Annotated in this window: 22 protein-coding genes and 1 tRNA gene; 7 read left to right on the forward strand and 16 right to left on the reverse strand. The window is 67.3% G+C overall.

The features are described 5' to 3' along the window. Positions 1–6: 6 nt before the first annotated feature. The 6 genes from ACFJI2_RS06110 to ACFJI2_RS06135 all read left to right on the forward strand — a co-directional run bounded on the left by ACFJI2_RS06110 (position 7) and on the right by ACFJI2_RS06135 (position 4,518). Positions 7–651 carry a transcriptional regulator gene (locus ACFJI2_RS06110; protein WP_377704212.1) on the forward strand — a complete coding sequence of 215 codons (645 nt, stop codon included), beginning with the start codon at positions 7–9 and terminating at the stop codon, positions 649–651. Beyond that, on the forward strand, positions 641–1,609 hold the full coding sequence (locus ACFJI2_RS06115; RefSeq protein WP_377704213.1) for an ornithine cyclodeaminase family protein: 969 nt from the start codon (positions 641–643) through the stop codon (positions 1,607–1,609). The genes ACFJI2_RS06110 and ACFJI2_RS06115 overlap by 11 nt, the downstream gene beginning before the upstream one ends. Before the next feature lie 23 nt (positions 1,610–1,632). Next, complete coding sequence (locus tag ACFJI2_RS06120; RefSeq protein WP_377704214.1) at positions 1,633–2,592, forward strand: threo-3-hydroxy-L-aspartate ammonia-lyase; 960 nt, start codon at positions 1,633–1,635, stop codon at positions 2,590–2,592. 69 nt (positions 2,593–2,661) lie between these two features. Then, on the forward strand, positions 2,662–3,615 hold the full coding sequence (locus ACFJI2_RS06125) for a chemotaxis protein (protein WP_377704215.1): 954 nt from the start codon (positions 2,662–2,664) through the stop codon (positions 3,613–3,615). Between the two features lie 66 nt (positions 3,616–3,681). Beyond that, positions 3,682–4,104, forward strand: a complete 423-nt coding sequence (locus ACFJI2_RS06130) for a hypothetical protein (RefSeq protein ID WP_377704216.1) — start codon at positions 3,682–3,684, stop codon at positions 4,102–4,104. Between the two features lie 15 nt (positions 4,105–4,119). Further along, the gene (locus ACFJI2_RS06135) at positions 4,120–4,518 is read left to right on the forward strand and encodes a GFA family protein (RefSeq protein WP_377704217.1); all 399 of its coding nucleotides are present in this window, start codon (positions 4,120–4,122) and stop codon (positions 4,516–4,518) included. A gap of 7 nt (positions 4,519–4,525) precedes the next feature. On the opposite strand, the gene ACFJI2_RS06140 is transcribed toward ACFJI2_RS06135, so the two are convergent. The 15 genes from ACFJI2_RS06140 to ACFJI2_RS06210 all read right to left on the reverse strand — a co-directional run bounded on the left by ACFJI2_RS06140 (position 4,526) and on the right by ACFJI2_RS06210 (position 15,657). Continuing rightward, a complete protein-coding gene (locus ACFJI2_RS06140; RefSeq protein WP_377704218.1) occupies positions 4,526–4,771 on the reverse strand; it encodes a hypothetical protein in 246 nt (81 codons plus the stop codon). A 148-nt stretch (positions 4,772–4,919) separates the two neighbouring features. Beyond that, the gene (locus ACFJI2_RS06145) at positions 4,920–5,555 is read right to left on the reverse strand and encodes a hemolysin III family protein (protein WP_377704219.1); all 636 of its coding nucleotides are present in this window, start codon (positions 5,553–5,555) and stop codon (positions 4,920–4,922) included. 96 nt (positions 5,556–5,651) lie between these two features. Continuing rightward, positions 5,652–6,038 carry a VOC family protein gene (locus ACFJI2_RS06150; protein WP_377704220.1) on the reverse strand — a complete coding sequence of 129 codons (387 nt, stop codon included), beginning with the start codon at positions 6,036–6,038 and terminating at the stop codon, positions 5,652–5,654. A gap of 65 nt (positions 6,039–6,103) precedes the next feature. After that, the gene (gene dbpA / locus ACFJI2_RS06155; protein ID WP_107875416.1) at positions 6,104–7,516 is read right to left on the reverse strand and encodes an ATP-dependent RNA helicase DbpA; all 1,413 of its coding nucleotides are present in this window, start codon (positions 7,514–7,516) and stop codon (positions 6,104–6,106) included. Between the two features lie 110 nt (positions 7,517–7,626). Beyond that, entirely contained in the window at positions 7,627–7,851 is a 225-nt protein-coding gene (locus ACFJI2_RS06160) for a hypothetical protein (protein WP_107875418.1), read from the reverse strand. Positions 7,852–7,969: 118 nt separating this feature from the next. Further along, a complete protein-coding gene (locus ACFJI2_RS06165) occupies positions 7,970–9,607 on the reverse strand; it encodes an acid phosphatase (protein WP_377704221.1) in 1,638 nt (545 codons plus the stop codon). 70 nt (positions 9,608–9,677) lie between these two features. Beyond that, on the reverse strand, positions 9,678–10,790 hold the full coding sequence (locus ACFJI2_RS06170) for a sensor histidine kinase (RefSeq protein WP_377704222.1): 1,113 nt from the start codon (positions 10,788–10,790) through the stop codon (positions 9,678–9,680). Positions 10,791–10,884: 94 nt separating this feature from the next. Further along, positions 10,885–11,505: a class I SAM-dependent methyltransferase gene (locus tag ACFJI2_RS06175; protein WP_377704223.1), complete on the reverse strand. Its 621-nt coding sequence runs from the start codon at positions 11,503–11,505 to the stop codon at positions 10,885–10,887. Between the two features lies 1 nt (position 11,506). Further along, positions 11,507–11,941 (reverse strand): DUF6691 family protein, encoded by a 435-nt coding sequence (locus ACFJI2_RS06180; protein WP_377704224.1) that lies wholly within the window; start codon positions 11,939–11,941, stop codon positions 11,507–11,509. Between the two features lie 9 nt (positions 11,942–11,950). Beyond that, entirely contained in the window at positions 11,951–12,397 is a 447-nt protein-coding gene (locus tag ACFJI2_RS06185) for a YeeE/YedE family protein (protein ID WP_377704225.1), read from the reverse strand. A gap of 71 nt (positions 12,398–12,468) precedes the next feature. Continuing rightward, positions 12,469–12,545, reverse strand: a tRNA-Met gene (locus ACFJI2_RS06190). 60 nt (positions 12,546–12,605) lie between these two features. After that, a complete protein-coding gene (locus tag ACFJI2_RS06195) occupies positions 12,606–13,766 on the reverse strand; it encodes a methyltransferase (protein ID WP_377704226.1) in 1,161 nt (386 codons plus the stop codon). A gap of 141 nt (positions 13,767–13,907) precedes the next feature. Further along, on the reverse strand, positions 13,908–14,879 hold the full coding sequence (locus tag ACFJI2_RS06200) for a hypothetical protein (RefSeq protein ID WP_377704227.1): 972 nt from the start codon (positions 14,877–14,879) through the stop codon (positions 13,908–13,910). Between the two features lie 77 nt (positions 14,880–14,956). Then, positions 14,957–15,169, reverse strand: a complete 213-nt coding sequence (locus tag ACFJI2_RS06205) for a hypothetical protein (RefSeq protein ID WP_107875433.1) — start codon at positions 15,167–15,169, stop codon at positions 14,957–14,959. Between the two features lie 35 nt (positions 15,170–15,204). Then, the gene (locus ACFJI2_RS06210) at positions 15,205–15,657 is read right to left on the reverse strand and encodes a putative metalloprotease CJM1_0395 family protein (RefSeq protein ID WP_377704228.1); all 453 of its coding nucleotides are present in this window, start codon (positions 15,655–15,657) and stop codon (positions 15,205–15,207) included. Between the two features lie 116 nt (positions 15,658–15,773). Here ACFJI2_RS06210 and ACFJI2_RS06215 point away from each other — a divergent pair, with 116 nt between their 5' ends. Next, entirely contained in the window at positions 15,774–15,932 is a 159-nt protein-coding gene (locus ACFJI2_RS06215; RefSeq protein ID WP_165917984.1) for a hypothetical protein, read from the forward strand. Here ACFJI2_RS06215 and ACFJI2_RS06220 read toward each other — a convergent pair. Beyond that, on the reverse strand, positions 15,929–19,789 hold the full coding sequence (locus tag ACFJI2_RS06220; protein WP_377704229.1) for an AAA family ATPase: 3,861 nt from the start codon (positions 19,787–19,789) through the stop codon (positions 15,929–15,931). The two genes, ACFJI2_RS06215 and ACFJI2_RS06220, sit on opposite strands and share 4 nt — an antisense overlap. Between the last annotated feature and the right edge of the window lie 8 nt (positions 19,790–19,797).

A 19,797-nucleotide genomic window follows, 5' to 3' on the forward strand; every position in this document is an offset into this window, starting at 1 on the left:
GTCTTAATGCGAAAACAGAAGATCACCCGTACGGCGGAACAACAGCTGCTGCTGGACCAGCTCAAAACGGTCGCCGCAGGCCTGGGCCAGACCCTGGCCCCGTTCTGCGAAGTGGTAGTGCACGACCTGCTCGACCCGTCGCACGCCATCGCCGCCCTCCACAACAACCTGTCCAGCCGCGATGTCGGCGACCCGGCCACCGAGCTGGGGCTGGCCCGTATCGCGGACGCCGCCTATCCTGCCATCGTGGCAAACTACGCCAACAGTTTTGCCGACGGGCGCCAGGCCAAGAGCACCTCCATCGGCATCAGGGACTCCAGCGGACAGTACATCGCCGCGCTGTGCATCAACGTGGACCTCACCATGTTCCACGGCCTGCAATCCATGTTCGCGCAGTTCAGCCGCGTGGATGCCGGCGCCGGCGCGCCGCAGGAATCGCTGGACCCAGTGGGCGCCGACGGCATCCGGCGCCGCATCGACGAATATGCGGCACGTCTTTCCAGCACGCCGCGCGCGCTCAAGGCCGACGAGCGGCGCGCACTGATCGTTGAACTACGGGAGGCGGGCTGCCTGGACGTGCGGCGCGCCATGGAAATCATCGCCCAGCACCTGGGCATTTCAAGAGCGACTGTGTACAGCTATGCCAAATAACGCGAGACTGCTGCTGATCGATAGCATCCAGGGCGAGGCCCTGATGAACTTCCGCGACGTGCTGGAGGCCACGCGCGAGTCCTTCGTGCTGCACCAGCAGGGCGAGGGCCGCGTATTCCCGCTGGTGCGCGAGCGCCTGCCCGAGGGCGTGTGGGGCATCAAGTCCGGCAACGTGGTCGAGCAGAACCTGCTCGGCTTCAAGTCGGCCGGCTTCTGGCCCGCCAACCGCGACAAGGGCGGCGAGCCGCACCAGGCCACCATCATGCTGGTGGACCCGGCCACCGGACGGCCGCTGTGCATCATTGACGGCAACGGCGTCACCACCATGCGCACCGGCGCGGCCGGCGGCCTGGGCCTGCTGCAGCTGGCGCGCGCCGACAGCAACCGCGTGTGCGTGTTCGGCACCGGCGTGCAGGCGCGCGTGCAGCTGCGCTATGCGCTCGAGCTGATCCCGTCGCTGCACCAGGTGGACTACGTCAGCTCCAGCGGCGAGGCGGACCTGGCCTTCGAGCGCCAGTTCTCCGAGCGCTGCACCATCGGCCCGGCGGCCGACCGCAACGCCGCGGTGGCGCTGGCCGACATCGTCATCACCGCCACCACCGGGCGCGGTCCGTTGTTCAACCTGGACGCGGTGCGCCCCGGCACTCACTTCAACTGTGTCGGCGCCGACTCGCTGGGCAAGCGCGAGCTGCCCGAAGGCCTGCTGCAGCAAGCGCGCCTGTTCGTGGACGACCATGTCCAGGCGCGCCAGATCGGCGAGATGCAGTGGGCGCCCGAGCTGCCGTGCCGCCAGCTGGGCGAGCTGCTGTCGGGCCAGTTGCAGGCGCACCGCAAGCCGGAAGACATCACCATTTTCGACATGACCGGCATCGCCCTGCAGGACCTCACCGTGGCGCGCCTGATCTACGAGCGCGCGCTGGCGCGCGGCGTGGGCACCAGCGTCGCCTGGCCGTGGTAATCATCAATACAGAAAGGACCCCCATGTTAGTTTTGCCGACTTACGACGACGTCGCCGCCGCCGCGCAGCGCATCGAAGGCCACGCCCACCGCACCCCCGTGCTGCGCTCGCGCACCGCGGACGAGGAACTGGGCGCCCAGGTGTACTTCAAGGCCGAGAACCTGCAGCGCATGGGCGCCTTCAAGTTCCGCGGCGCCTTCAATGCGCTGTCGCGCTTCGACGCGGCGCAGCGCAAGGCCGGCGTGGTGGCTTTCTCGTCCGGCAATCACGCGCAGGCCATTGCCTTGTCCGCACGCCTGCTCGGCATTCCCGCCACCATCGTCATGCCGCAGGACGCGCCGGCAGCCAAGGTCGCCGCCACCAAGGGCTACGGCGGCAAGGTGGTGCTGTACGACCGCTATACCGAAGACCGGGAAGCCATCGGCCGCAAGCTGGCCGAGGAGGGCGGCCTGACCCTGATCCCGCCCTACGACCATCCGGACGTGATCGCCGGCCAGGGCACGGCGGCCAAGGAACTGTTCGACGAGGTGGGACCGCTCGACGCGCTGTTCGTCTGCCTGGGCGGCGGCGGCCTGCTGTCCGGCTCCGCGCTGGCGGCGCGCGCGCTGTCCCCGGACTGCACCATCTACGGCGTGGAGCCGGAAGCGGGCAACGACGGCCAGCAATCGTTCCGCAGCGGCGCCATCGTCCACATCGACACCCCCAAGACCATCGCCGACGGCGCCCAGACCCAGCACCTGGGCAACTACACTTTTGACATCATCCGCCGCGACGTGGACGACGTGCTGACCGTCAGCGACGCGCAACTGGTGGCCGAAATGCGCTTCTTCGCCGCGCGCATGAAAGTCGTGGTCGAGCCCACCGGCTGTCTCGGATTTGCCGCGGCGCGCGCCATGCGGGAACAGCTCAAGGGCAAGCGCATCGGGGTTATCATCAGTGGCGGCAACGTGGACATGGAGCGCTTCTGCGCCCTATTGGCCTAAAGGACAAGTTACAGGCCGGGACCAGGGCGGGTAGAGTCGTAACATCAACGATGAAGGCGAGGGCACCAAATGCATTCCGTACAACAGGAAGTCGACGAGCGCAGCAACCTGACCGGCACCAACAAGTTCGAGCTGCTGTTGTTCCGCCTGGGCGGCGACGCCGCCGGCGAGCGCAATGAGCTGTTCGGCATCAATGTGTTCAAGATCCGCGAGATCGTCGCCATGCCGCCCATCACGGCGGTGGCCGGCTCGCAGCCGCACATGCTGGGCGTGGTCAACTTGCGCGGCCAGATCATCCAGGTGCTGGACTTGCCCGCCATCTGCGGCTGCAAGCCCAAGACCGGCCTGAATATCATGCTGGTCACCGAATTTGCCCGCACCACGCAGGCCTTCGCGGTGGAGTCGGTGGAAGACATCGTGCGCCTGGACTGGGGCCAGGTGCTGTCGGCCGAATCGACCGCGGTGGGCGGCATGGTCACCAGCATCGCCCGCCTGGACGGCGAAAGCGGCTCGCGCCTGGCGCAGGTGCTGGACGTGGAAACCATCCTGCGCAATATGAACCCCACCGACCGTCCCGACGTCGACCCCGAGACCATCGGGCCGAGCCTGAACCTGCGTCCCGGCACCATGATCCTGGCCGCCGACGACTCCGTGGTGGCGCGCTCGCTGATCGAAAAAGGCCTGGACGCGATGGGCGCGCCCTTCATCATGACCAAGTCCGGCAAGGAAGCGTGGGACAAGCTGGGCCAGATCGCCGCCGCCGCCGAAGCCGAAGGCAAGACCGTCTACGACAAGATCGCGCTGGTGCTGACCGACCTGGAAATGCCCGAGATGGACGGCTTTACGCTGACCCGCAACATCAAGCAGACCGGCCGCTACGCCGCGCTGCCGGTGGTGATTCACTCATCGCTGTCGGGCACCACCAACGAAGAGCACGTCAAGAGCGTGGGCGCGGACGCCTACGTGGCCAAGTTCATGGCCGAAGAGCTGGCCGCGACCATCCGCAAAGTGCTGGCGAAATAGGGCGGCGCAGGGAAAAATCGCGGTAGAATTTAAGCGGGCGCCATCCGGAGCGCCCGCTTAGCCGCAATGGAACCCATGCTGCACATCGACTTCCCCATCCGCAAAGAATGTCCGCCCGGCGCCTGCGACTGCAAGCGCGAGCTGCTGCTGGACGACCCGTCGGTGGGCATGGCCGAGCTGGCCATCCTGCGGCTGACCAGGGAAGAAGAGAAGCGCCTGATCGAGCGCATCGAAGCGGCGCAGAGCTACGACGAGCTGCAGCGCATCGGCCTGCGCCTGCACGAAAACCTCGGCGTGGCCTTGAAGATCGCCCCCGGCGAGAACGAAGTGCGCACCGTGATGGGCTTGCAGATCGAACTGACCATGCGCCCCGGCCTGTGCCGCAAAACGCGCGAAGCCGTCCCGGCCGCCGTGCGCCGCTGCCTCAAGAAAAACCCCGCCATCATCTACACCATCCTCGACGCCCACGACTTGTTCGGCGCGTCGTAACACCCTTCAGGAGGAATGTTGACCACCCGACTCGCATCTTGCAGCTGCGGCCAATTGACGGCCCGCACCACCGGCGACCCGGTTCGCGTCTCGCTCTGCCACTGCCTGGCCTGCCAGCGCCGCACCGGCAGCGCGTTCGGGCAGCAAGCCCGCTTCCTGCGCGAGCAGGTGGCCATCAGCGGCGCGTCGACCGAGTATGCCCGCCCCGGGGACGAAGGCCCGGGAGCCAGGTTCCACTTCTGTCCGCAATGCGGCTCCACGGTCTACTACGAACTGATTGCCCTGCCAGACCACCTGGGCATCCCGGTGGGCGCGTTCGCGTCCCCGGATTTCCCGGCGCCCACCATATCCATTTACGAAGAGCGCATGCACGGCTGGGTCGTGCCCCCGCCGGGCGCCGAGCATATTCGGTAAGGACCGGTCACGGGAGGGGCAAGTCCAGGCCGAACTTCCTGCCAAGGATGAAGGTGGCGAATCCCAGGCCCGTGAGCGACAGCGCGAAGACGGCGGCCAGCTTGCCGCCCGCCCGCAGCACCGCGCGCTTCTCCTTCGCCCTGTCCGTCTCCTTCTTCCCCTGATCGTAATGCCACTTGATGGCGAAGTACATGCCCGTGCCGAGCACGAGAACCTTGAACGTAACCAAGACTGCAGGGATCCATTCCATCATTTTGAGTATTTCCAGGCTATTACTTGAGATTATCTGTCGTGAGGCTTCCGGGGCATACTAACTCAAAGCAATTTCCATACATCGGGACAAAATGTCCCAGTTGAAAACCCTGCTGCCGCGATGGGCGGTGCACGGCCGGTAGCGGCGATTACTTCGTCTCGGGCAGGACGAATTGCGCGATGGCGAGGTAGTGCAGGGCGCTGCCGAGCAGCACGAAGATGTGCCAGATGCCGTGCGCGTGGCGCATGCGGGTGTCGATGATGTAGAAGATGATGCCGACCGTGTAGAACAGGCCGCCTGCCAGCACCACTGCAAAGCCGTCATTGCCCAGCGACTCGCGCAGCGGCAGCACCATCAGGACGGCAGACCAGCCCATTGTCAGATAAATCACCACAGACAGCCAGCGCTGGTCGCTTTGCCGCAGCTCCTGCACGATGCCGATGAACGCCAGCAGCCACACGGCGGCCAGCAAAGCCCAGCCGAGCCGGCTGTCCAGCGCGAGGCTGCAGAAAGGGGTGTAGGTTCCCGCGATCAGGACGTAGATCGCGCAGTGGTCGAACTTCTGCCACACAGCTTTGGCGCGCCCCATGCTGGCGTGATAGATGGTCGAGCACGCGTACAGCAGCACCAGGCTGAAACAATACACGCCGATGCTGAGCACGCTTTGCCACGGCCCGGAGTGCACCTGGCCCAGCAGATACACCGACCCGCCGGCAGCCAGCAGCACGCCGGCCAGATGTGTTACGGCATTAAACCTTTCGCCTGCCTGCGCAAACTTGACCATGGTGCTGCTCCTCGTTGAGCCGTAAGTCCATTCTAGCGGCGATTTAAGATCGGACTGTGACACAACGCACGGTGCGGCGCAGGCGCCGGAAAATCGTTACGACGGCTGCACCAGGTTGATCAGGTTGCCGCACGTGTCCTCGAACAGCACGCCGGTGATCGGCCCCATATTGGTGGGCTCGCCGCGGAAGACCACGCCCAGCGCTTTGAGGCGCGTGTATTCGGCCTCGATATTGTCGGTAAGGAAGGCGGTGGCCGGGATGCCGGCTTCGTAGAGCGCGCTCTGGTAGGCGTGCGCGGGCGGGAAGCCGATCGGCTCGAGCACCAGTTCCACGCCCTCCGCGCCTTCGGGGGAGGTGACGGTCAGCCAGCGGAAGTTGCCCATCGGGATGTCGTTCTTGACCGTGAACCCGAGGATGCCGGTGTAGAACGCCAGCGCTTTGGCCTGGTCCGCCACCATGATGCCGGCTAATCCAATTCTCATGCTTGTCTCCCCGATACAGTGCGTGTGGACCCGCTCTCCACTCTATCAGAAGACGGAAGCGGCAGTCAGACTTCGATAAAGCGCATCTTGAAGTTGCGGCCCTTGAAGCTGCCGAAGTCGGCGCCTTCGCGGCTGCCCTTGGCCAGGCGGTCGAACGCCTCGTAGGCCACGCGGCGGTCGATCGCCACGTAGGTCTGGAACTCGAACACGTTGATCTTGCCGACCTGCTCCTTGGCCAGGCCGGCGTCGCCGGTCAGCGCGCCCAGCACGTCGCCCGGACGCAGCTTGTCCTTCTTGCCGGCCAGGATGCACAGAGTCATGAACGGCGCCGGGTCGCCCTGTGCATATTCATCGTCCGGCAGTTCCTTCAGCGAGTGCCATTCCACCGCCGCGCCCTGGTATTCCTCGATCAGCTTGACCCACTTCTTCTCGTTCGGCGCGCACAGCGACAGCGCCAAGCCGCGCTCCTCGCCGCGGCCGGTGCGGCCGATGCGGTGGATGTGCACTTCGGTGTCCTTGGACACGTCCACGTTGATCACCGCTTCCAGGTTGGCGATGTCCAGGCCGCGCGCGGCCACGTCGGTGGCCACCAGCACGGTGGCGCTGCGGTTCGAGAACAGCACCAGGATCTCGTCGCGCTCGCGCTGCTCCAGTTCGCCGTACAGCGCCAGCGCCGTGAAGCCTTCGGCGCGCAGCGATTCCACCAGCTCGCGGCAGTGCACCTTGGTGTTGCAGAAAGCGATGGCCGAGGCCGGCTGGTAATGCTTGAGCAGCTTGCCCACGGCCTTGTCGCGGTCGTCAAAGCCCACTTCGTAGAAGCGCTGCTCGATCTTGCTGTTGTCGTGCTGCGCCTGCACCGTCACTTCCACCGGATCGGCCAGGAAGGCTTCGGTGGCCACGCGGATGTCGTCCGGGTAGGTGGCCGAGAACAGCAGCGTCTGGCGGCGCTTCGGGCAGGCCGAGACGATGCCGGCGATCTCGTCGTAGAAGCCCATGTCGGTCATGCGGTCCGCTTCGTCCAGCACCAGGGTGTTGACCATGCCCAGTTCCAGCGTCTGGCGGCTCAGGTGGTCGCGGATGCGGCCGGGCGTGCCGACCACGATGTGGGCGCCGTGCTCCAGCGAGGCGATCTGCGGGCGCATCGGCGAGCCGCCGGTCAGCACCAGGATCTTCACGTTGCCCACGCCGCGCGCCAGGCGGCGCAGTTCGTTGGCAACCTGGTCGGCCAGTTCGCGCGTCGGGCACAGCACCAGGCCCTGGGTGGCGAACCAGGCCGGGTTCAGCTTGCTCAGCATGCCGATGCCGAAGGCGGCGGTCTTGCCGCTGCCGGTCTTGGCCTGGGCGATCAGGTCGCGTCCTTCCAGCACCGACGGCAGGCTCTGGGCCTGGATGGCGGTCATGGTTTTATAGCCGAGGATGTCGAGATTGGCCAGGAAGGCGGGCGTCAGCGGCAGGCTGTGGAAGGAATCAGAACTCATGGTGGCGGACCCGGTAAAAAAGTGGGGAAGTGCGCACAGTCTAGCAGGCTACTGGGAGCCGGTGCCGGCCGTGCGCAGGCGGTGTCCGCTCACAGCGGACTTGCAGAGACTTAATTCGGACGCCAGACTGGCAGCCCGGTCACGTCCAGGCCTTCTTCGCGCTGCCAGACCGGCAGGCCGGTGGTATCGGTCGCCTCCAGCAGTTCGAGCTGTTCCTGTTTCAAGGCGGCACGACGCACGCGCGGTGGAGGCGGGCGCTTGGGCTCCGGCTCCATCGGCGCGGCCGGCGCGAAGCCAGGCAGGTCGAAGGTCGCGTTGTCTTTTTTGTCTCTCATCTCAAAAACAAAAGCCCGGCTGCAGCAGTCGGGCTCAAATATTTAAAGCGGCACGCAGTGTATCACAAAGCCATGCCGCCGTGGCGGGTATGTTGGTGTGGGAGAAAGTTAAAGAAAGTTAGCGGAAACTCAGCGCGCCGGTCAGGTCGCCCGGCGGCGTGGCGCCGCGCGCCGCGAACGCCTCGTTGCGCACCTTCAGGCCTTCCAGCAGCGGCAGGCCGTGCAATCGGGTCAGGAAGCGCATGATGGAGGTGGTGTCGTAGAAGGTGTGGTCGACCGCGCCCTTCTTGGCGTACGGCGACACCACGATGGCGGGAATGCGCGAGCCGGGACCCCAGCGGTCGCCTTTCGGCGGCGCCACGTGGTCCCACCAGCCGCCGTTCTCGTCGAAGGTGATCACCACCACCATGTCCTTCCACTGCGGCGATTTCTGCAGGTGGGCGATGACGTTGGTCACGTGCTGGTCGCCGGACTCGATGTCCGAGTAGCCCGCGTGCAGGTTCAGGTTGCCCTGCGGCTTGTAGAACGTCACCGCCGGCAGCTTGCCGGCCACCGCGTCGGCCAGGAATTTGTTGGACATGGGGCTGTCGCCCAGGCCGCCGTCGCGCAGGTGCTCGGCGCGCGCGGCGGTGCCGGGCGCGAACTGGGTGAAGTAGTTGAACGGCTGGTGGTGGTACTGGAAGTTGGGCTTGGGGCCGCCGCCATTGCTGTCCAGCGCCGCCTGCCAGGCGCCGCCGTACCAGGCCCAGCTCACGCCCTTGCGCGACAGCAGGTCGCCGATGGTGTCGTAGCTTTGCGGCGGCTGGTAGTAGGCTTCGTCCGGATTGGCCAGGTTCTGGTCGCCGCCGGGCACCGGCTTGATCCAGCTCGGCTGGTAGGGCGGCGCCATGGTGTTGACGATGTAGCCGTCCGGCGTGATGGAGCCGTCATTTACATACTTCGGCTTGCCGTCCAGCGCCGAGGCCGGGCTGTCCTCCGCAACGGCCAGGCGCGAGCCGGTGGGGCCGTCGGCCAGCACCACGATCTTTTTCTTGGCGGCGCTGTTGGCCGCGTCCTTGAACTCGGCGGGGCGGCCGCTGATCAGGAACTGGTGGTTCATATAGGAACCGCCGAAGGCCGCCATGAAGAAGTTGTCGCACAGCGTGTACTGGCGCGCCAGCTGGTGCAAGCCCATGTTCTTCGACGCTTCGCCGTAGTAGCCCATGACCATGCCCCCGGTGTTGCCCCAGGCGACGAAGCCGTCGTTCTTGCCGCCGTTGATCTGCATCTGGTTCTGGTAGAACAAGTGCCACAGGTCGCGCGTGATCACCGACTCGGGCAGCGGCTTGCCGTCCGTATTGGTCAGCTTGAAGGGCGCGTTCGGCAGGTCCTTGATCTGGTCTTCCTTGATCTCGTAGGTCTTGCCGCCTATGGTCTGCGACTGCGGCACCATGCCGCCCCAGATCTTGGGCAGCGCCGGCAGCACGGAGCCGTTGTAGTCTTTCTGCGCCTGCTCGGCGGACAGTGTGGTGGGCATGGGCGAGGCCAGGCCGGGGAAGTCGGCGAACAGGTTGTTGAAGCTGCGGTTTTCCAGGTAGATCACCACCACGTTCTTCACGTGCGCCTTGAGCTTGGCGTCCAGCGAGCCGGCGGCGGGCTTGTTGGCCGGCGTGGCGCTGGCGATGCCGGGCACCGTGGTGGCAAGGCCGGTGGCGGCGGCGGCCTGGAAGATGCGGCGGCGCGACAGGTTGGCGGGTTGGTTTTCGTTGTCGCTCACGCGCGGCTCCTCATGAAAGATTTTCAAGCGGCAAAGTTTATCATTGCCGCAAGAAAAAGCCGCTGATTCTTTAGCAATTCCGGCAGTCCACCAGCACGTCGATCATAAATGTGGTGCCGCCGGCGGCCGAGCTGTCCACGGCGGCGCTGCCGCCATGGCTTTCCGCCACCGCGCGCACGAAGGGTAGGCCGATGCCCCAGCCGGCCTTGCCGGCGCCGCTTTCGCGCCGCAGGTAGCCGAAGATGCGGCCGTGCTGCTCCGGCGGGATGGGCGCGCCGGTGTTGTGGACCGACAGCATGAGTCGGCCGCGCGTGTCGTCCACGTTGATCCGGATGGGCTTGCCGTCGCCGTATTTGAAGGCGTTCACCACCAGGTTTTCCAGCGCCCGGCACATGGAGTTGTGGCACCAGTAGCCCATCACGCTGCTGCCGCTCACTTCCACCGCGCCGGCGCGCAGGCTGTTGAATTCCTGCTGCACCGACAGCGCCAGCTCGCGCATGTCGAAGCGGGACAGCGACAGCGGCAGCTTTTCGGTGCGTTCGAAGGTGAGGGCATCGAGCAGTTCTTCCATCATCTGCTCCAGCCGCTTGGCGTTGGCGGCGATCTTGGCCGACATCGCCTGCGCCCCCGCCAGGTCGGACGACATGCCGATCAGGTGGGCCGCGTTGGCGATGACGGCCAGCGGCGAGCGCATGTCGTGCGACAAGCCCGCCGCCAGGCGCTGGCGCATGTCCTCGTGCATGGCGGTGAATTCGCGGATCGATTCGCGCGCTGCGCAGTCCACGGAATGTTCCACCGAGGCGCGCTCGTCGGCGTTCAGCTCGATGCCGTTTTCCTGCGCCACGCCCAGCACGGCACGCTTGAACAGCTGGTATTCGTGGACAATCTGGTCCGGCTTGAAGGTGGTCATGCGGGCGCGCTCGCCGCCGTGGACGGCTGCCGCATTGGTGTTGCTGGTGGCGTTGGCCCTGGGATAGCTGGGCGTGATGGCTTCGGCCAGGTTGTCGAAGAAGGCCGGCAGTGTGTTGATCAGCACGGGGCCGGCAACCTCGCGCGCCCCTTCCACGTGCTCGCGCACGTCGCGTTCCCAGCGGTCCAGTACCGCTTCGCGGATGGCGAGCAGTGCCCTGGATGTTGCCGACAAGCCGCGCGTATCGAGCTTTTGGTCCGTCGCCAGCGTCATCGCGATCTCCTTCGCTATGGAATAAGCGGATGGCGCTTATTTCCAACTTGCATGTTAGCGTGGGACTCAGCTCAGCGGCGCGAGATAGGAAACATCAGGGTTTGCGGGCGACCAGCCCCAGCAGCGCGGAGCGGCCGATGTGGCGGCTGCCCTCGTGCAGCTCGTCCTCGTAGTCTTGCAGGTCGAGGATGTCCAGCCCGGCAAACGCCTCGCGGATCAGTTCGGGCGTGTACAGATGCGCGGGTTCGCCCGGGCCGCCGGTCTTGTAGTCCAGCTGCTTGAGCGTGTAGCCCTGCAGGATCAGCAGGCCGCCCGGCTTCAGTGTCGCCACCATGCGCTCGAACAGCCGGGCGCGCAGCACCGGATCGGCGAACTGGATGAAGATGGCCACCACGCAGTCATAGGCCTCAGGCTGCCAGTCCCAGGCGTCGCAGTCGCATACGCGCACGTTGAGCTGCACGCCGTGCTGCTGCGCCAGCGCCGCGGCCTTGGCCATGCCCACGGCCGACAGGTCGAACGCATCCACCTGCAAGCCCTGGCGCGCGAGCCAGACCCCGTTGCGGCCCTCGCCGTCGGCGATGGCCAGCGCGCGCTGGCCGGGCTTCAGCAGGGCGGCCTGGCGCGCCAGCCAGGCGTTCGGGGCGGTGCCGAACAGGAAGTCCTGGCCGCTGTAGCGTTCGTCCCAGACGGTGGCGGATTCGGGAAAGCGGCCCATGTCAGGCTCCTGCGCGGCGGCGCGCGCGGGCGCGCTCCAGCACCTCGAAGATCGCCATGCCGGCCAGCATGGCCGCCGCGAAGATCAAGGGCTTGCTGCCGCCGCTGGCCAGCGACGCCAGCGCGGGGCCGGGGCAATAGCCGGCCAGGCCCCAGCCCACGCCGAAGGCCAGGCTGCCCAGCACCAGCCGGCGGTCGATCAGGCCGGCGGCGGGCAGGCGCATCGGTGCGCCCAGCAACGAGCTGGTGCGTTTGCCGGCAACGCGGAACGCCACCAGCGCCACGCCGATGGCGCCGCCCATGACGAAAGCCAGCGACGGGTCCCAGTGTCCGGCCAGGTCCAGGAAGCCGGTCACCTTGGCCGGGTTGGTCATGCCCGACAGGATGAGGCCGAGGCCGAACAGCAGGCCGGTGATCAATGCCATCAAGATCTGCATGTCAGTTCCTTATGCGGCCAGGTGCGCGGCCAGGTGGCGCACGACGTACACGGTGACGAAGCCGGCCGCCATGAACGCGGCAGTGGCCGCCAGCGAGCGCGGCGACAGGCGCGAGATGCCGCACACGCCGTGTCCGCTGGTGCAGCCGGAGCCGTAGCGCGTGCCCACGCCCACCAGCAGGCCGGCCGCGACCAGCGCGGCGGTGCCGGCGTCGCTCTGCACCTCGGGCAACGGATGCAGCAGCGCGTAGACCAGCGGCGCGCCCACCAGGCCGGCCAGGAAGGCCAGCCGCCACGTGGTATCGCCCTTGGGCCAGGGCAGCAGTCCGCCCAGTATGCCGCTGATGCCGGCGATGCGGCCATTGAACAGCACCAGCAGTGCCGCCGCCAAGCCGATCAGCGCGCCGCCCGCCAGGCTGGCCCACGGCGTGAAATGCGCCCAGTCGATGTCCATCATGCTTCTCCCGTATTCGGCCTGCAATGAGAAAAAGCCGCTGATTTCTTGCGAAATCAGCGGCTTTTTGAATCTGGTTGCGGGGACAGGATTTGAACCTGTGACCTTCGGGTTATGAGCCCGACGAGCTGCCAGACTGCTCCACCCCGCGTCTGAGGCCCGAATTATATACAAGCCTGTTTCATTCCGCAAGGGCAGATTTTACACGGCCCTATGCGGCGGCCAAACGCCACAGCGAGGTTACCTCGGCCGCGCGCGCCGCGTGCAGCGGGTCCGTTGCGTCGGCGGCGCGCGGGTGGGTGGGGCGCACGTCGTGGCGGTCCAGCACTGTCAGGCCGGCCGCGGCGATCCACTCCATCAGCTGCTCGCGCGGACGCAGGCCCAGGTGCTCGGCCAGATCGGACAGGATCAGCCAGCCTTCACCGCCCGGCGCCAGGTGCTCTTTGAGGCCGCCGAGGAAACCGCGCAGCATGGCGCTGTCCGGGTCGTACACGGCGTGCTCGATCGGCGAGCTGGGGCGGGCGGGCAGCCACGGCGGGTTGCACACCACCAGCGGCGCGCGGCCTTCCGGGAACAGGTTGGCGTTCACCAGTTCCACTTGCTCGGCCAGGCCCAGCTGCTGCAGGTTGTCGCGCGCGCAGCGCAGCGCGCGCGGGTCCTGGTCGGTGGCCACCACGCGCTCCACGCCGCGCCGCGCCAGCACGGCCGACAGCACGCCGGTGCCGACGCCGATGTCGAACGCCAGCCTGGCGTTCTTCGGCAGCGGCGCTTCGTTCACCAGCGCCACGTATTCGCCGCGCACCGGCGAGAACACGCCGTAATGCGGATGGATGCGCTCGCCCAGCGCGGGAATCTCCACGCCGTTGCGGCGCCACTCGTGCGCGCCGATCACGCCCAGCAGTTCGCGCAGCGACATGGCGAACGCTTCCTCGCCGCGGCCGTAGGCTTCGTTGCAAGCCAGTTTCACGTCCGGCGCGCGGCGCAGCGGGATGCTGTAGTCGGCTTCGAAGGGGATCAGCAGCATGGCCAGCGTGCGGCCGCGCTGCGACTGCGCCTGGCGGTGCAGGTGGAAGGCTTCGGTGGTCGTAGCCGGCACCTTGGGCGCCTTGGCTTTCTTGCCCTTGCTGCCCTTGTGGTCGGCACGGCGGGCCAGCGCCTGCAGCAGCTGGCGCGCGTTCTGGAAGTCGCCGCGCCACAGCAGGGCCGTGCCTTCGCACGCCAGGCGGTAGGCGGTGTCGGCGTTGGTGGTGTCGTCTGCCTGCACGATGCGCTTGGGCGGCGCCATGCCGCTCTCCGAGCGCCAGCGGGCCGAGCGGTCCTCGCCGTTTTCGGTCCAGTGGATGTATTGTGCTTCGGGAGTGGCTGTGGTCATGGAATCTTCAATCTGTAGGTAAACGGCAGAACCGCCGCGTGCGGGCGGCGGTTCTGTATAGGGACTCTATTATACGCGGGGCGCGCCGGGCGGCCCGGCCAGCCCGTATGGCCCGTGTCGCCCGTGCCCAGGCGCGGCGTTTCAGGCGGCCGGCTGCGGATCGGCTGGGGCGGGCGCGGCCGGAGCCGGTTCGGCGGGGGCCGGAGCCGGCGCGGGGGCAGGCGCCGGGGCCGGCGGATTGGCCGCCGCCAGCGCGGCTGCCGCCTCCGGCACGCTGCCCGGCATTTTGGCCAGGGTCGGTACCGGGGTTTCCTGCGTGCCGTATGCATGGGCCACGGCCTTGGACTTGCCATTGCCATTGCCGTTGTGCTGGCCGTAGTTGTCCAGCTGGTCGGTGCTGTTGACCAGGTTGAGCAGGCGCAGCGACAGCGTGCCCAGTTTTTGCTGCTGGCCGGACTGGTCGTCCTGCACCACGTCGGTCTTGAGCGGCTTGTCGAACAGGCGGAACAGGTCCTGCAGGCTGCCAGGGAATTTAATGTCCGGGAATTCAACGGCCGGCAGCGGGTCCGCTGCCGAGCGCGGCGGCTTGCCGGCGCCGGCATTGGCGGCATTGGCGCCGCCGGTGGTCTGGCTGGCGGCCGCTTCCAGCGCATAGTCGTACTGCACTTCCACTTCGAAATCGAAACTGCGGCCGTCTGCCGTGGTAATCGTGCCTTTACCCAGGAAATGCGAGCTTTCCGTCAGGCTGAACGCTGCCGCATTGGTGGTGCCGTTCGCGCCCTGGCTTTGCTGCACGCCGGCGGCGAAGGTGGACGACGACTCCAGGCTGACCGAGTCGAACGACACGGTGGCGCCCTTGGCCGAATCGCCGAACAGCTGCTGCGCGAAGCTGCCGAGCAGGTTTTGCGCCAGGTCCACGGTGGAATGGCCCAGCGACTCGACGCGCTGCTGCAGGTCCACCCCGTTCTTGGACAGCGAAACGAGATCGTTCTGCGCTTTCTCCATCAGAGAGGACTTGCCGACGCGCGCGTTCTTGCTATCTGTTTGCTGATTGGCAACAGGCAGGCTGGCGGGTTGGTACTGGCGTGAGCTCAGAGGGGAAAGTGTGGACATTGCGGCACCTATTAACGGGTTTCCTATTTTATCGGCAGGAACTCCGAAATCTTTAGTGCCGGCTTCGTATCAATTTATTAATGGTGGTGCGACCAGCTGCCGTCCGGCGACGCCAGGTAGGACTGCACGGCGTCTTTCTGGCCGGTGGCGTGGCGCTTCACTTCGCCGCACTGGCAGATGCCCTGGTAGGGCTGGATATGGGAGCAGGCCGAGACTTTCTGCAGGAAAACCTGGACCGATTTGTTGCATTTTACGCATTTGAACGTCAGCGTGCGTGGGGCTTTCAGCATGGTATGGCTCGCGGCAAAAAGGGAAGATTTTAGCATCAAGCGTAGACGTCGACGGTCGGCCTGGCGGCTGCGGCGGGCGAATATGCCTGCTCCAGCTCGCTGCGCGCCTGCTGCTCCAGCTGCTGGGCGCGCGCGGCCACGGCGCGGTCCTGGCCGGACGGCTCGGCCGGCGCCAGTGCGGCGGCCTGGATGGTACGGGCGCGGGCGATGGTTTCCTGCGGCGTGGCGCCGGGTGAGGTGTCGATATTGACTTCGCCGCCCACCGCATAGCTCACGCCGTTCGGGCCGCGCTGGTAGGTGTAGCTGGGTCCGGAGGTGGCCAGGCCGCCGGAAGCGGACAGATGGGCCAGCTCGTGCTGGCGCACTTCGGTGTCGCGCTGCTTGAGTTTTTCGATCTGCGCCAGCTGCTCGGGCGTGAGCTGCACCCTGGCCTGCGCGCTGGGGGGCGCGGCCGTAGCGGGGGGCGGGGAGAGGGCGCTGATGCTCATCGTCATTCCATGTTAGCAAAAAGCGTAACAAAGTGTTGTATTCGGGGCCGCACGGTCAACTGAAAATTCCGGGCCGCGTTGAACAAGTATCCGAACGTTGCTTAAAGAGGCTAGCCGTGGATCAGAAGAAACAACCGACCAAGGAAGCAGTCCGCCTGTGGCTGCAGACCAAGCTGGTGGAACGCCGCCCGCCGCCCGACCCGCAGCAGATCCGGCGCGAGCTGGGCTGGGATCTGGTGGTGAAAGTGGAGCGGCGCGAGTTGCCGGTGCGCTAGGAAGCTAGTACTGATACCACGCTCTTGCCGCCCGCCGACGGTTGCACCAGGATGCGGGTGGAGATTCTTTCCGTCATTTCCTGTACGTGGGAGATGACGCCGACTTTGCGGCCCATCGCTTGCAGGCCGTCCAGCGCGTCCATCGCGACGCGCAGCGTTTCAGCGTCCAGGCTGCCGAAGCCTTCGTCGATGAACAGCGATTCCACCCGCACGCGGTTGGATGACAGCGACGCCAGTCCCAGCGCGAGCGCCAGCGAAACGAGGAAGGACTCGCCGCCGGACAGCGAGTGCACCGAGCGCATTTCGCCGCCCATGTCCTGGTCGCGCACCAGCAGGCCCAGCGACGGGCCGTTGTGGTGGTTGATGCGTTCCAGCTGGTAGCGGCGCGCCAGGTGGCTCAAGTGGGCGTTGGCGTAGCCCAGCAGTACGTCCAGTGTGAATTGCTGGGCGTAGTTGCGGAATTTTTTGCCGTCAGCCGAGCCGATCAGTTCATTCAGGCGCGCCCAGCGCTGTTCAATGGCTTCCTGTTGTTCGATTTCCGCCAGCATGGCGTGCGCGCGCTGGCGCTTGTCATTGTCCTGCGCGATGCCGAGGCGGTGCGCGGCGGCCGCGTCGTGCGCTTGCTTGCGCTCGGCGGACAGGGCGTCCAGGGCTTGCGCCAGCGTGTCCATGGTGTGGGCGCTGTTGGCCGGGGCGCTGTCCGCGTGCCGCCGGCGCTGGAGCTGGCGCTCCTTGAGCACGGTGGCGGCGGTGGCGGCGGCGTGGTCGAGCGCCTGCAGCGCTTCGCGTTCTATGCGGATGGCGTCGGCGGGGCAGGCCAGCAGGGCCAGCAGCTCCGCCAGCGTGACGGCCGGCGGCAGCGGCTCGGCCTCCAGGTCCGGCACGGCGGCGCCGGCAAACAGGTCGCCGCCAGCGCTTCCGGCGCCGGCTTGCGCGGCCTGGTCGCGGTTGAAGGCGTCCAGCCAGTCCGACAGGCGCGTGGCGGCGGTTTCGGCGGCGGCGTGCAGCGCGTCGAGGCGGCTGGCCGATTGCGCGATGGCCTCCTCGGCGCGCACGCGCTGCTGGGCGGCATGCTGGCTGGCTTGCTGCTGGGCCGCGTGGCGCGCGCGGGCGGCGGCGATGGCGGCTTGCAGCTGGGCTTCCACGTCACGCACTTCCTTGCCGCCCCAGAGCGCCATGCGCTGCTCCTGCATGGCGTGCAGGGCGGCGTCGGCGGTGCCGAAGGCGGCGCGGGCGGTGTCGGCGTCGTGGCCGGTCTTGGCCTGGGCGGCGGCCAGCGCGTGCAGTTCTGCGTCCAGCGCGGCGAAGGCATGGGCGCGCTCGTCAAGCTGGGTGCGGTGGGTTTGCCACTGTTTGGCTTCGGCGCGGCGCGCTTCGTGGAAGCGTGCGGGACCGGCTTTCCACTCGTCTTTCCAGCCTTCGTTGGGCAGGTCGATGCTGCTGAAGGCGGAGTCCAGTTCGTCCAGCAATCCGCTCAGCTGGAGCGCGACTTCGATGCGCTTGTCTTCCAGCGCCTGGTATTCGGCATTCGATTGCGCCAGCGCGGCTTGCGCGGCGGCCGCCGTGGCGTGCAGGCGCGCGTGCTCGGCCGATGCGGTGTCGCAGGCTTGCTGCGCCTGGTCGCGCGCGGCGCCGGCGCGGCGCAGGGCCAGCTCCTGCTGGTCGATCAGCTGCAGGGCTTCGCGCGCGGACGCCAGTTCGGCGGCGAACCAAGTGGCATGCATTGCATCCGTGGCATGCGTGGCATGCGCGGCGGCGGCTTCCGGCGCGAGCGGGTGGGCGTCCCAGGCGGCGGTGGCGCGGGCCAGGGCGTCGGCGAGCGCGTGCTGTTCGGTGGCCAGCACCGCCAGCCGCTCGACGCTGTTTTGCGCCGTGGTGCGCTGGAAGGTCTGCTGCTCGATGTTCTTCTGCAGCTGCTCGCGGCAATGCGTCACCTCGGCCTGCAGGCTGGCGTGCATGGCGGCGAGCGCGCCGTTGTCGTGCCGGTAGGGATGCTCCTCGGCGCCGCACACCGGGCAGGGTGTGTGGTCCTGCAGTGTGGCGCGCAGCTTCTCGACGCTTTCCGCGCACGCCGCCTCGGCCAGCTTGAGCGAGCGCTCGGCCTGGCCGAAGGTGGCCATCAGCACGGCGTAGTGCTGCTGCGCGTCCGCCAGGTTCTTCTCGGCCGCCTCCTTGCTGCGCTGCTGCTGCGCCGCCTCGCCGTCCAGCTGGGCCTTGCGCTGCCGGCGCGCGTCCAGCTCCGACCACGCCTTCTCGCCGGTGACAAGCAAGTCGCGCCGCTGTTCGAGCGTGCGGCGGCGCGCATGCATGGCGTCCGCGTCGAACGACGCCAGCGCGGCGATGGCTTGCTGGCGCTGCGCTTCCAATGCCTGCAGGCGCTCGCTGGCGCCGGCCAGGCTGGCCGTGGCGCGGGCTTCCTCGTCGCGGTGGTGGGCGGCCTGCCGCTGCACCGCCGCCAGCGCGTAGCTGTGCTTCTCGGCTTGCGAGGCGGCTTGTCCGGCCTGCACGAACAGCACGTCCCACTTCTGCCACGACTCGGCCAGCGCCTGCCATTGCTGGTGGTGCGCCAGCCACGCGGCGCCATGATCCTGCGCCGCGCTCAACTGGCGGTGCTCGACCTGCTTGTTCTGCAGCGCGCTGCGGGCCGCCTTGTCGGCCTGGCTGGCCGTTTCCAGCGCGGCGCTGGCCTGCCTGTGCGCGGGCAGCATGGCTTCGATGCGCGCGTCCAGCGCCTTGGCCTGGTCCAGCTGCGGCCCCGCATTGCGCTGCGCCGCCTCCGCATCGGCCACGGCCGCCTCGGACTGCTGCAGCGCGGCGGCAGACTGCGCCTGCGCTTGCAGCGCCTGTTCCGATTCCAGCTTGCGCGCCGCCAGCGCGGCTTGCGCAGCCTGTATTTCGTCTTCAATGCGCGTCACGTCCGCCGCCAGCGGACGCGCGGCCTGCACGGCGTCCAGTTGCGCCAGCACGGCGCGGCGCGGCGCGGCCGCTTCCGACTCGGCCACGCGCTCCTGCAAGGCATGCTGCGCCTGCAGCTCGCTTTGCTCCAGCCTTTGCGCCTGCTGATGCCAGCGCAGTTCCTGTTCCAGCACGGCCTTTTGCGCATCCAGTCCCGCCACCACGGCGTCGGCTTCCGTGCTGAGTGCCTCCAGCGCGGCGCGCTCCTCCCCGCTGAGCGGCTTCTGGTCCGCCAGGCGTCCGGTCAGGCGCTGCAAAGCCGCCAGTTCCAGCTTGGCGCGCTCGAAAGCGCGCATCGAGATCTCGCTGTAGACCGTACTGCCGGTCAGCGTCTCGAGCAGCTCGCCGCGCTCGTTGTCGTCCGCTTTGAGGAAGGTGGCGAACTCGTTTTGCGCCAGCAGCACGGCGCGTGTGAACTGCTCGAACGACAGGCCGATGCGCTTTTCGATTTCGGCCTTCACCTCAGTCTTGGTGCCGCCCACGGGCAGCAGCGCGGGAAGCTGCTGCAAGCCCATGGCGGTTGGCTGCAGCGCGCCTTCGGCCTTGTTGCGCGAGCGGCGCACGCTCCAGCGCGCGCGGTAGCGCTGGTTGTCGCTGCCGACGAAATCGACCTCCGCATAGCCTTCGGCCGCGCCCCGGCGCAGCAGGTTGCGGGTGTCCTGCGTGGTGACGGTTTCGGTGCCCACGTCGGGCAGCATGCTGCGGCCGAGCGCCTTGAGCAGGCGCGGGGTGGCGTCGTACAGCGCCAGGCACAGTGCATCGAGCAGGGTGCTTTTGCCGGCGCCGGTGGGGCCGCTGATGGCGAACAGGCCGGTGGAGGCCAGCGGCTCCTGTTCGAAGTCCACACTGAATTCTCCGGCCAGCGAGGCCAGGTTTTTACCGCCGATTCTCAGGATACGCATAGGTGTTC

The sequence above is a fragment of the Pseudoduganella sp. UC29_71 genome (genome assembly GCF_042693265.1).
Taxonomy (GTDB): Bacteria; Pseudomonadota; Gammaproteobacteria; order Burkholderiales; family Burkholderiaceae_D; genus Rugamonas.

What these genes read in the sequence shown, in the direction of transcription:
- ACFJI2_RS06115 (WP_377704213.1), top strand. Translation starts at nt 641, where the DNA reads ATGCCAAATAACGCGAGACTGCTGCTGATCGATAGCATCCAGGGCGAG.
- ACFJI2_RS06160 (WP_107875418.1), bottom strand. Translation starts at nt 7,851, where the DNA reads ATGAGAGACAAAAAAGACAACGCGACCTTCGACCTGCCTGGCTTCGCG.
- ACFJI2_RS06210 (WP_377704228.1), bottom strand. Translation starts at nt 15,657, where the DNA reads ATGAGCATCAGCGCCCTCTCCCCGCCCCCCGCTACGGCCGCGCCCCCC.
- ACFJI2_RS06130 (WP_377704216.1), top strand. Translation starts at nt 3,682, where the DNA reads ATGGAACCCATGCTGCACATCGACTTCCCCATCCGCAAAGAATGTCCG.
- ACFJI2_RS06110 (WP_377704212.1), top strand. Translation starts at nt 7, where the DNA reads ATGCGAAAACAGAAGATCACCCGTACGGCGGAACAACAGCTGCTGCTG.
- ACFJI2_RS06220 (WP_377704229.1), bottom strand. Translation starts at nt 19,789, where the DNA reads ATGCGTATCCTGAGAATCGGCGGTAAAAACCTGGCCTCGCTGGCCGGA.
- ACFJI2_RS06205 (WP_107875433.1), bottom strand. Translation starts at nt 15,169, where the DNA reads ATGCTGAAAGCCCCACGCACGCTGACGTTCAAATGCGTAAAATGCAAC.
- ACFJI2_RS06140 (WP_377704218.1), bottom strand. Translation starts at nt 4,771, where the DNA reads ATGATGGAATGGATCCCTGCAGTCTTGGTTACGTTCAAGGTTCTCGTG.
- ACFJI2_RS06145 (WP_377704219.1), bottom strand. Translation starts at nt 5,555, where the DNA reads ATGGTCAAGTTTGCGCAGGCAGGCGAAAGGTTTAATGCCGTAACACAT.
- ACFJI2_RS06120 (WP_377704214.1), top strand. Translation starts at nt 1,633, where the DNA reads ATGTTAGTTTTGCCGACTTACGACGACGTCGCCGCCGCCGCGCAGCGC.
- ACFJI2_RS06175 (WP_377704223.1), bottom strand. Translation starts at nt 11,505, where the DNA reads ATGGGCCGCTTTCCCGAATCCGCCACCGTCTGGGACGAACGCTACAGC.
- ACFJI2_RS06170 (WP_377704222.1), bottom strand. Translation starts at nt 10,790, where the DNA reads ATGACGCTGGCGACGGACCAAAAGCTCGATACGCGCGGCTTGTCGGCA.
- ACFJI2_RS06150 (WP_377704220.1), bottom strand. Translation starts at nt 6,038, where the DNA reads ATGAGAATTGGATTAGCCGGCATCATGGTGGCGGACCAGGCCAAAGCG.
- ACFJI2_RS06180 (WP_377704224.1), bottom strand. Translation starts at nt 11,941, where the DNA reads ATGCAGATCTTGATGGCATTGATCACCGGCCTGCTGTTCGGCCTCGGC.
- ACFJI2_RS06195 (WP_377704226.1), bottom strand. Translation starts at nt 13,766, where the DNA reads ATGACCACAGCCACTCCCGAAGCACAATACATCCACTGGACCGAAAAC.
- ACFJI2_RS06135 (WP_377704217.1), top strand. Translation starts at nt 4,120, where the DNA reads ATGTTGACCACCCGACTCGCATCTTGCAGCTGCGGCCAATTGACGGCC.
- ACFJI2_RS06200 (WP_377704227.1), bottom strand. Translation starts at nt 14,879, where the DNA reads ATGTCCACACTTTCCCCTCTGAGCTCACGCCAGTACCAACCCGCCAGC.
- dbpA (WP_107875416.1), bottom strand. Translation starts at nt 7,516, where the DNA reads ATGAGTTCTGATTCCTTCCACAGCCTGCCGCTGACGCCCGCCTTCCTG.
- ACFJI2_RS06125 (WP_377704215.1), top strand. Translation starts at nt 2,662, where the DNA reads ATGCATTCCGTACAACAGGAAGTCGACGAGCGCAGCAACCTGACCGGC.
- ACFJI2_RS06185 (WP_377704225.1), bottom strand. Translation starts at nt 12,397, where the DNA reads ATGATGGACATCGACTGGGCGCATTTCACGCCGTGGGCCAGCCTGGCG.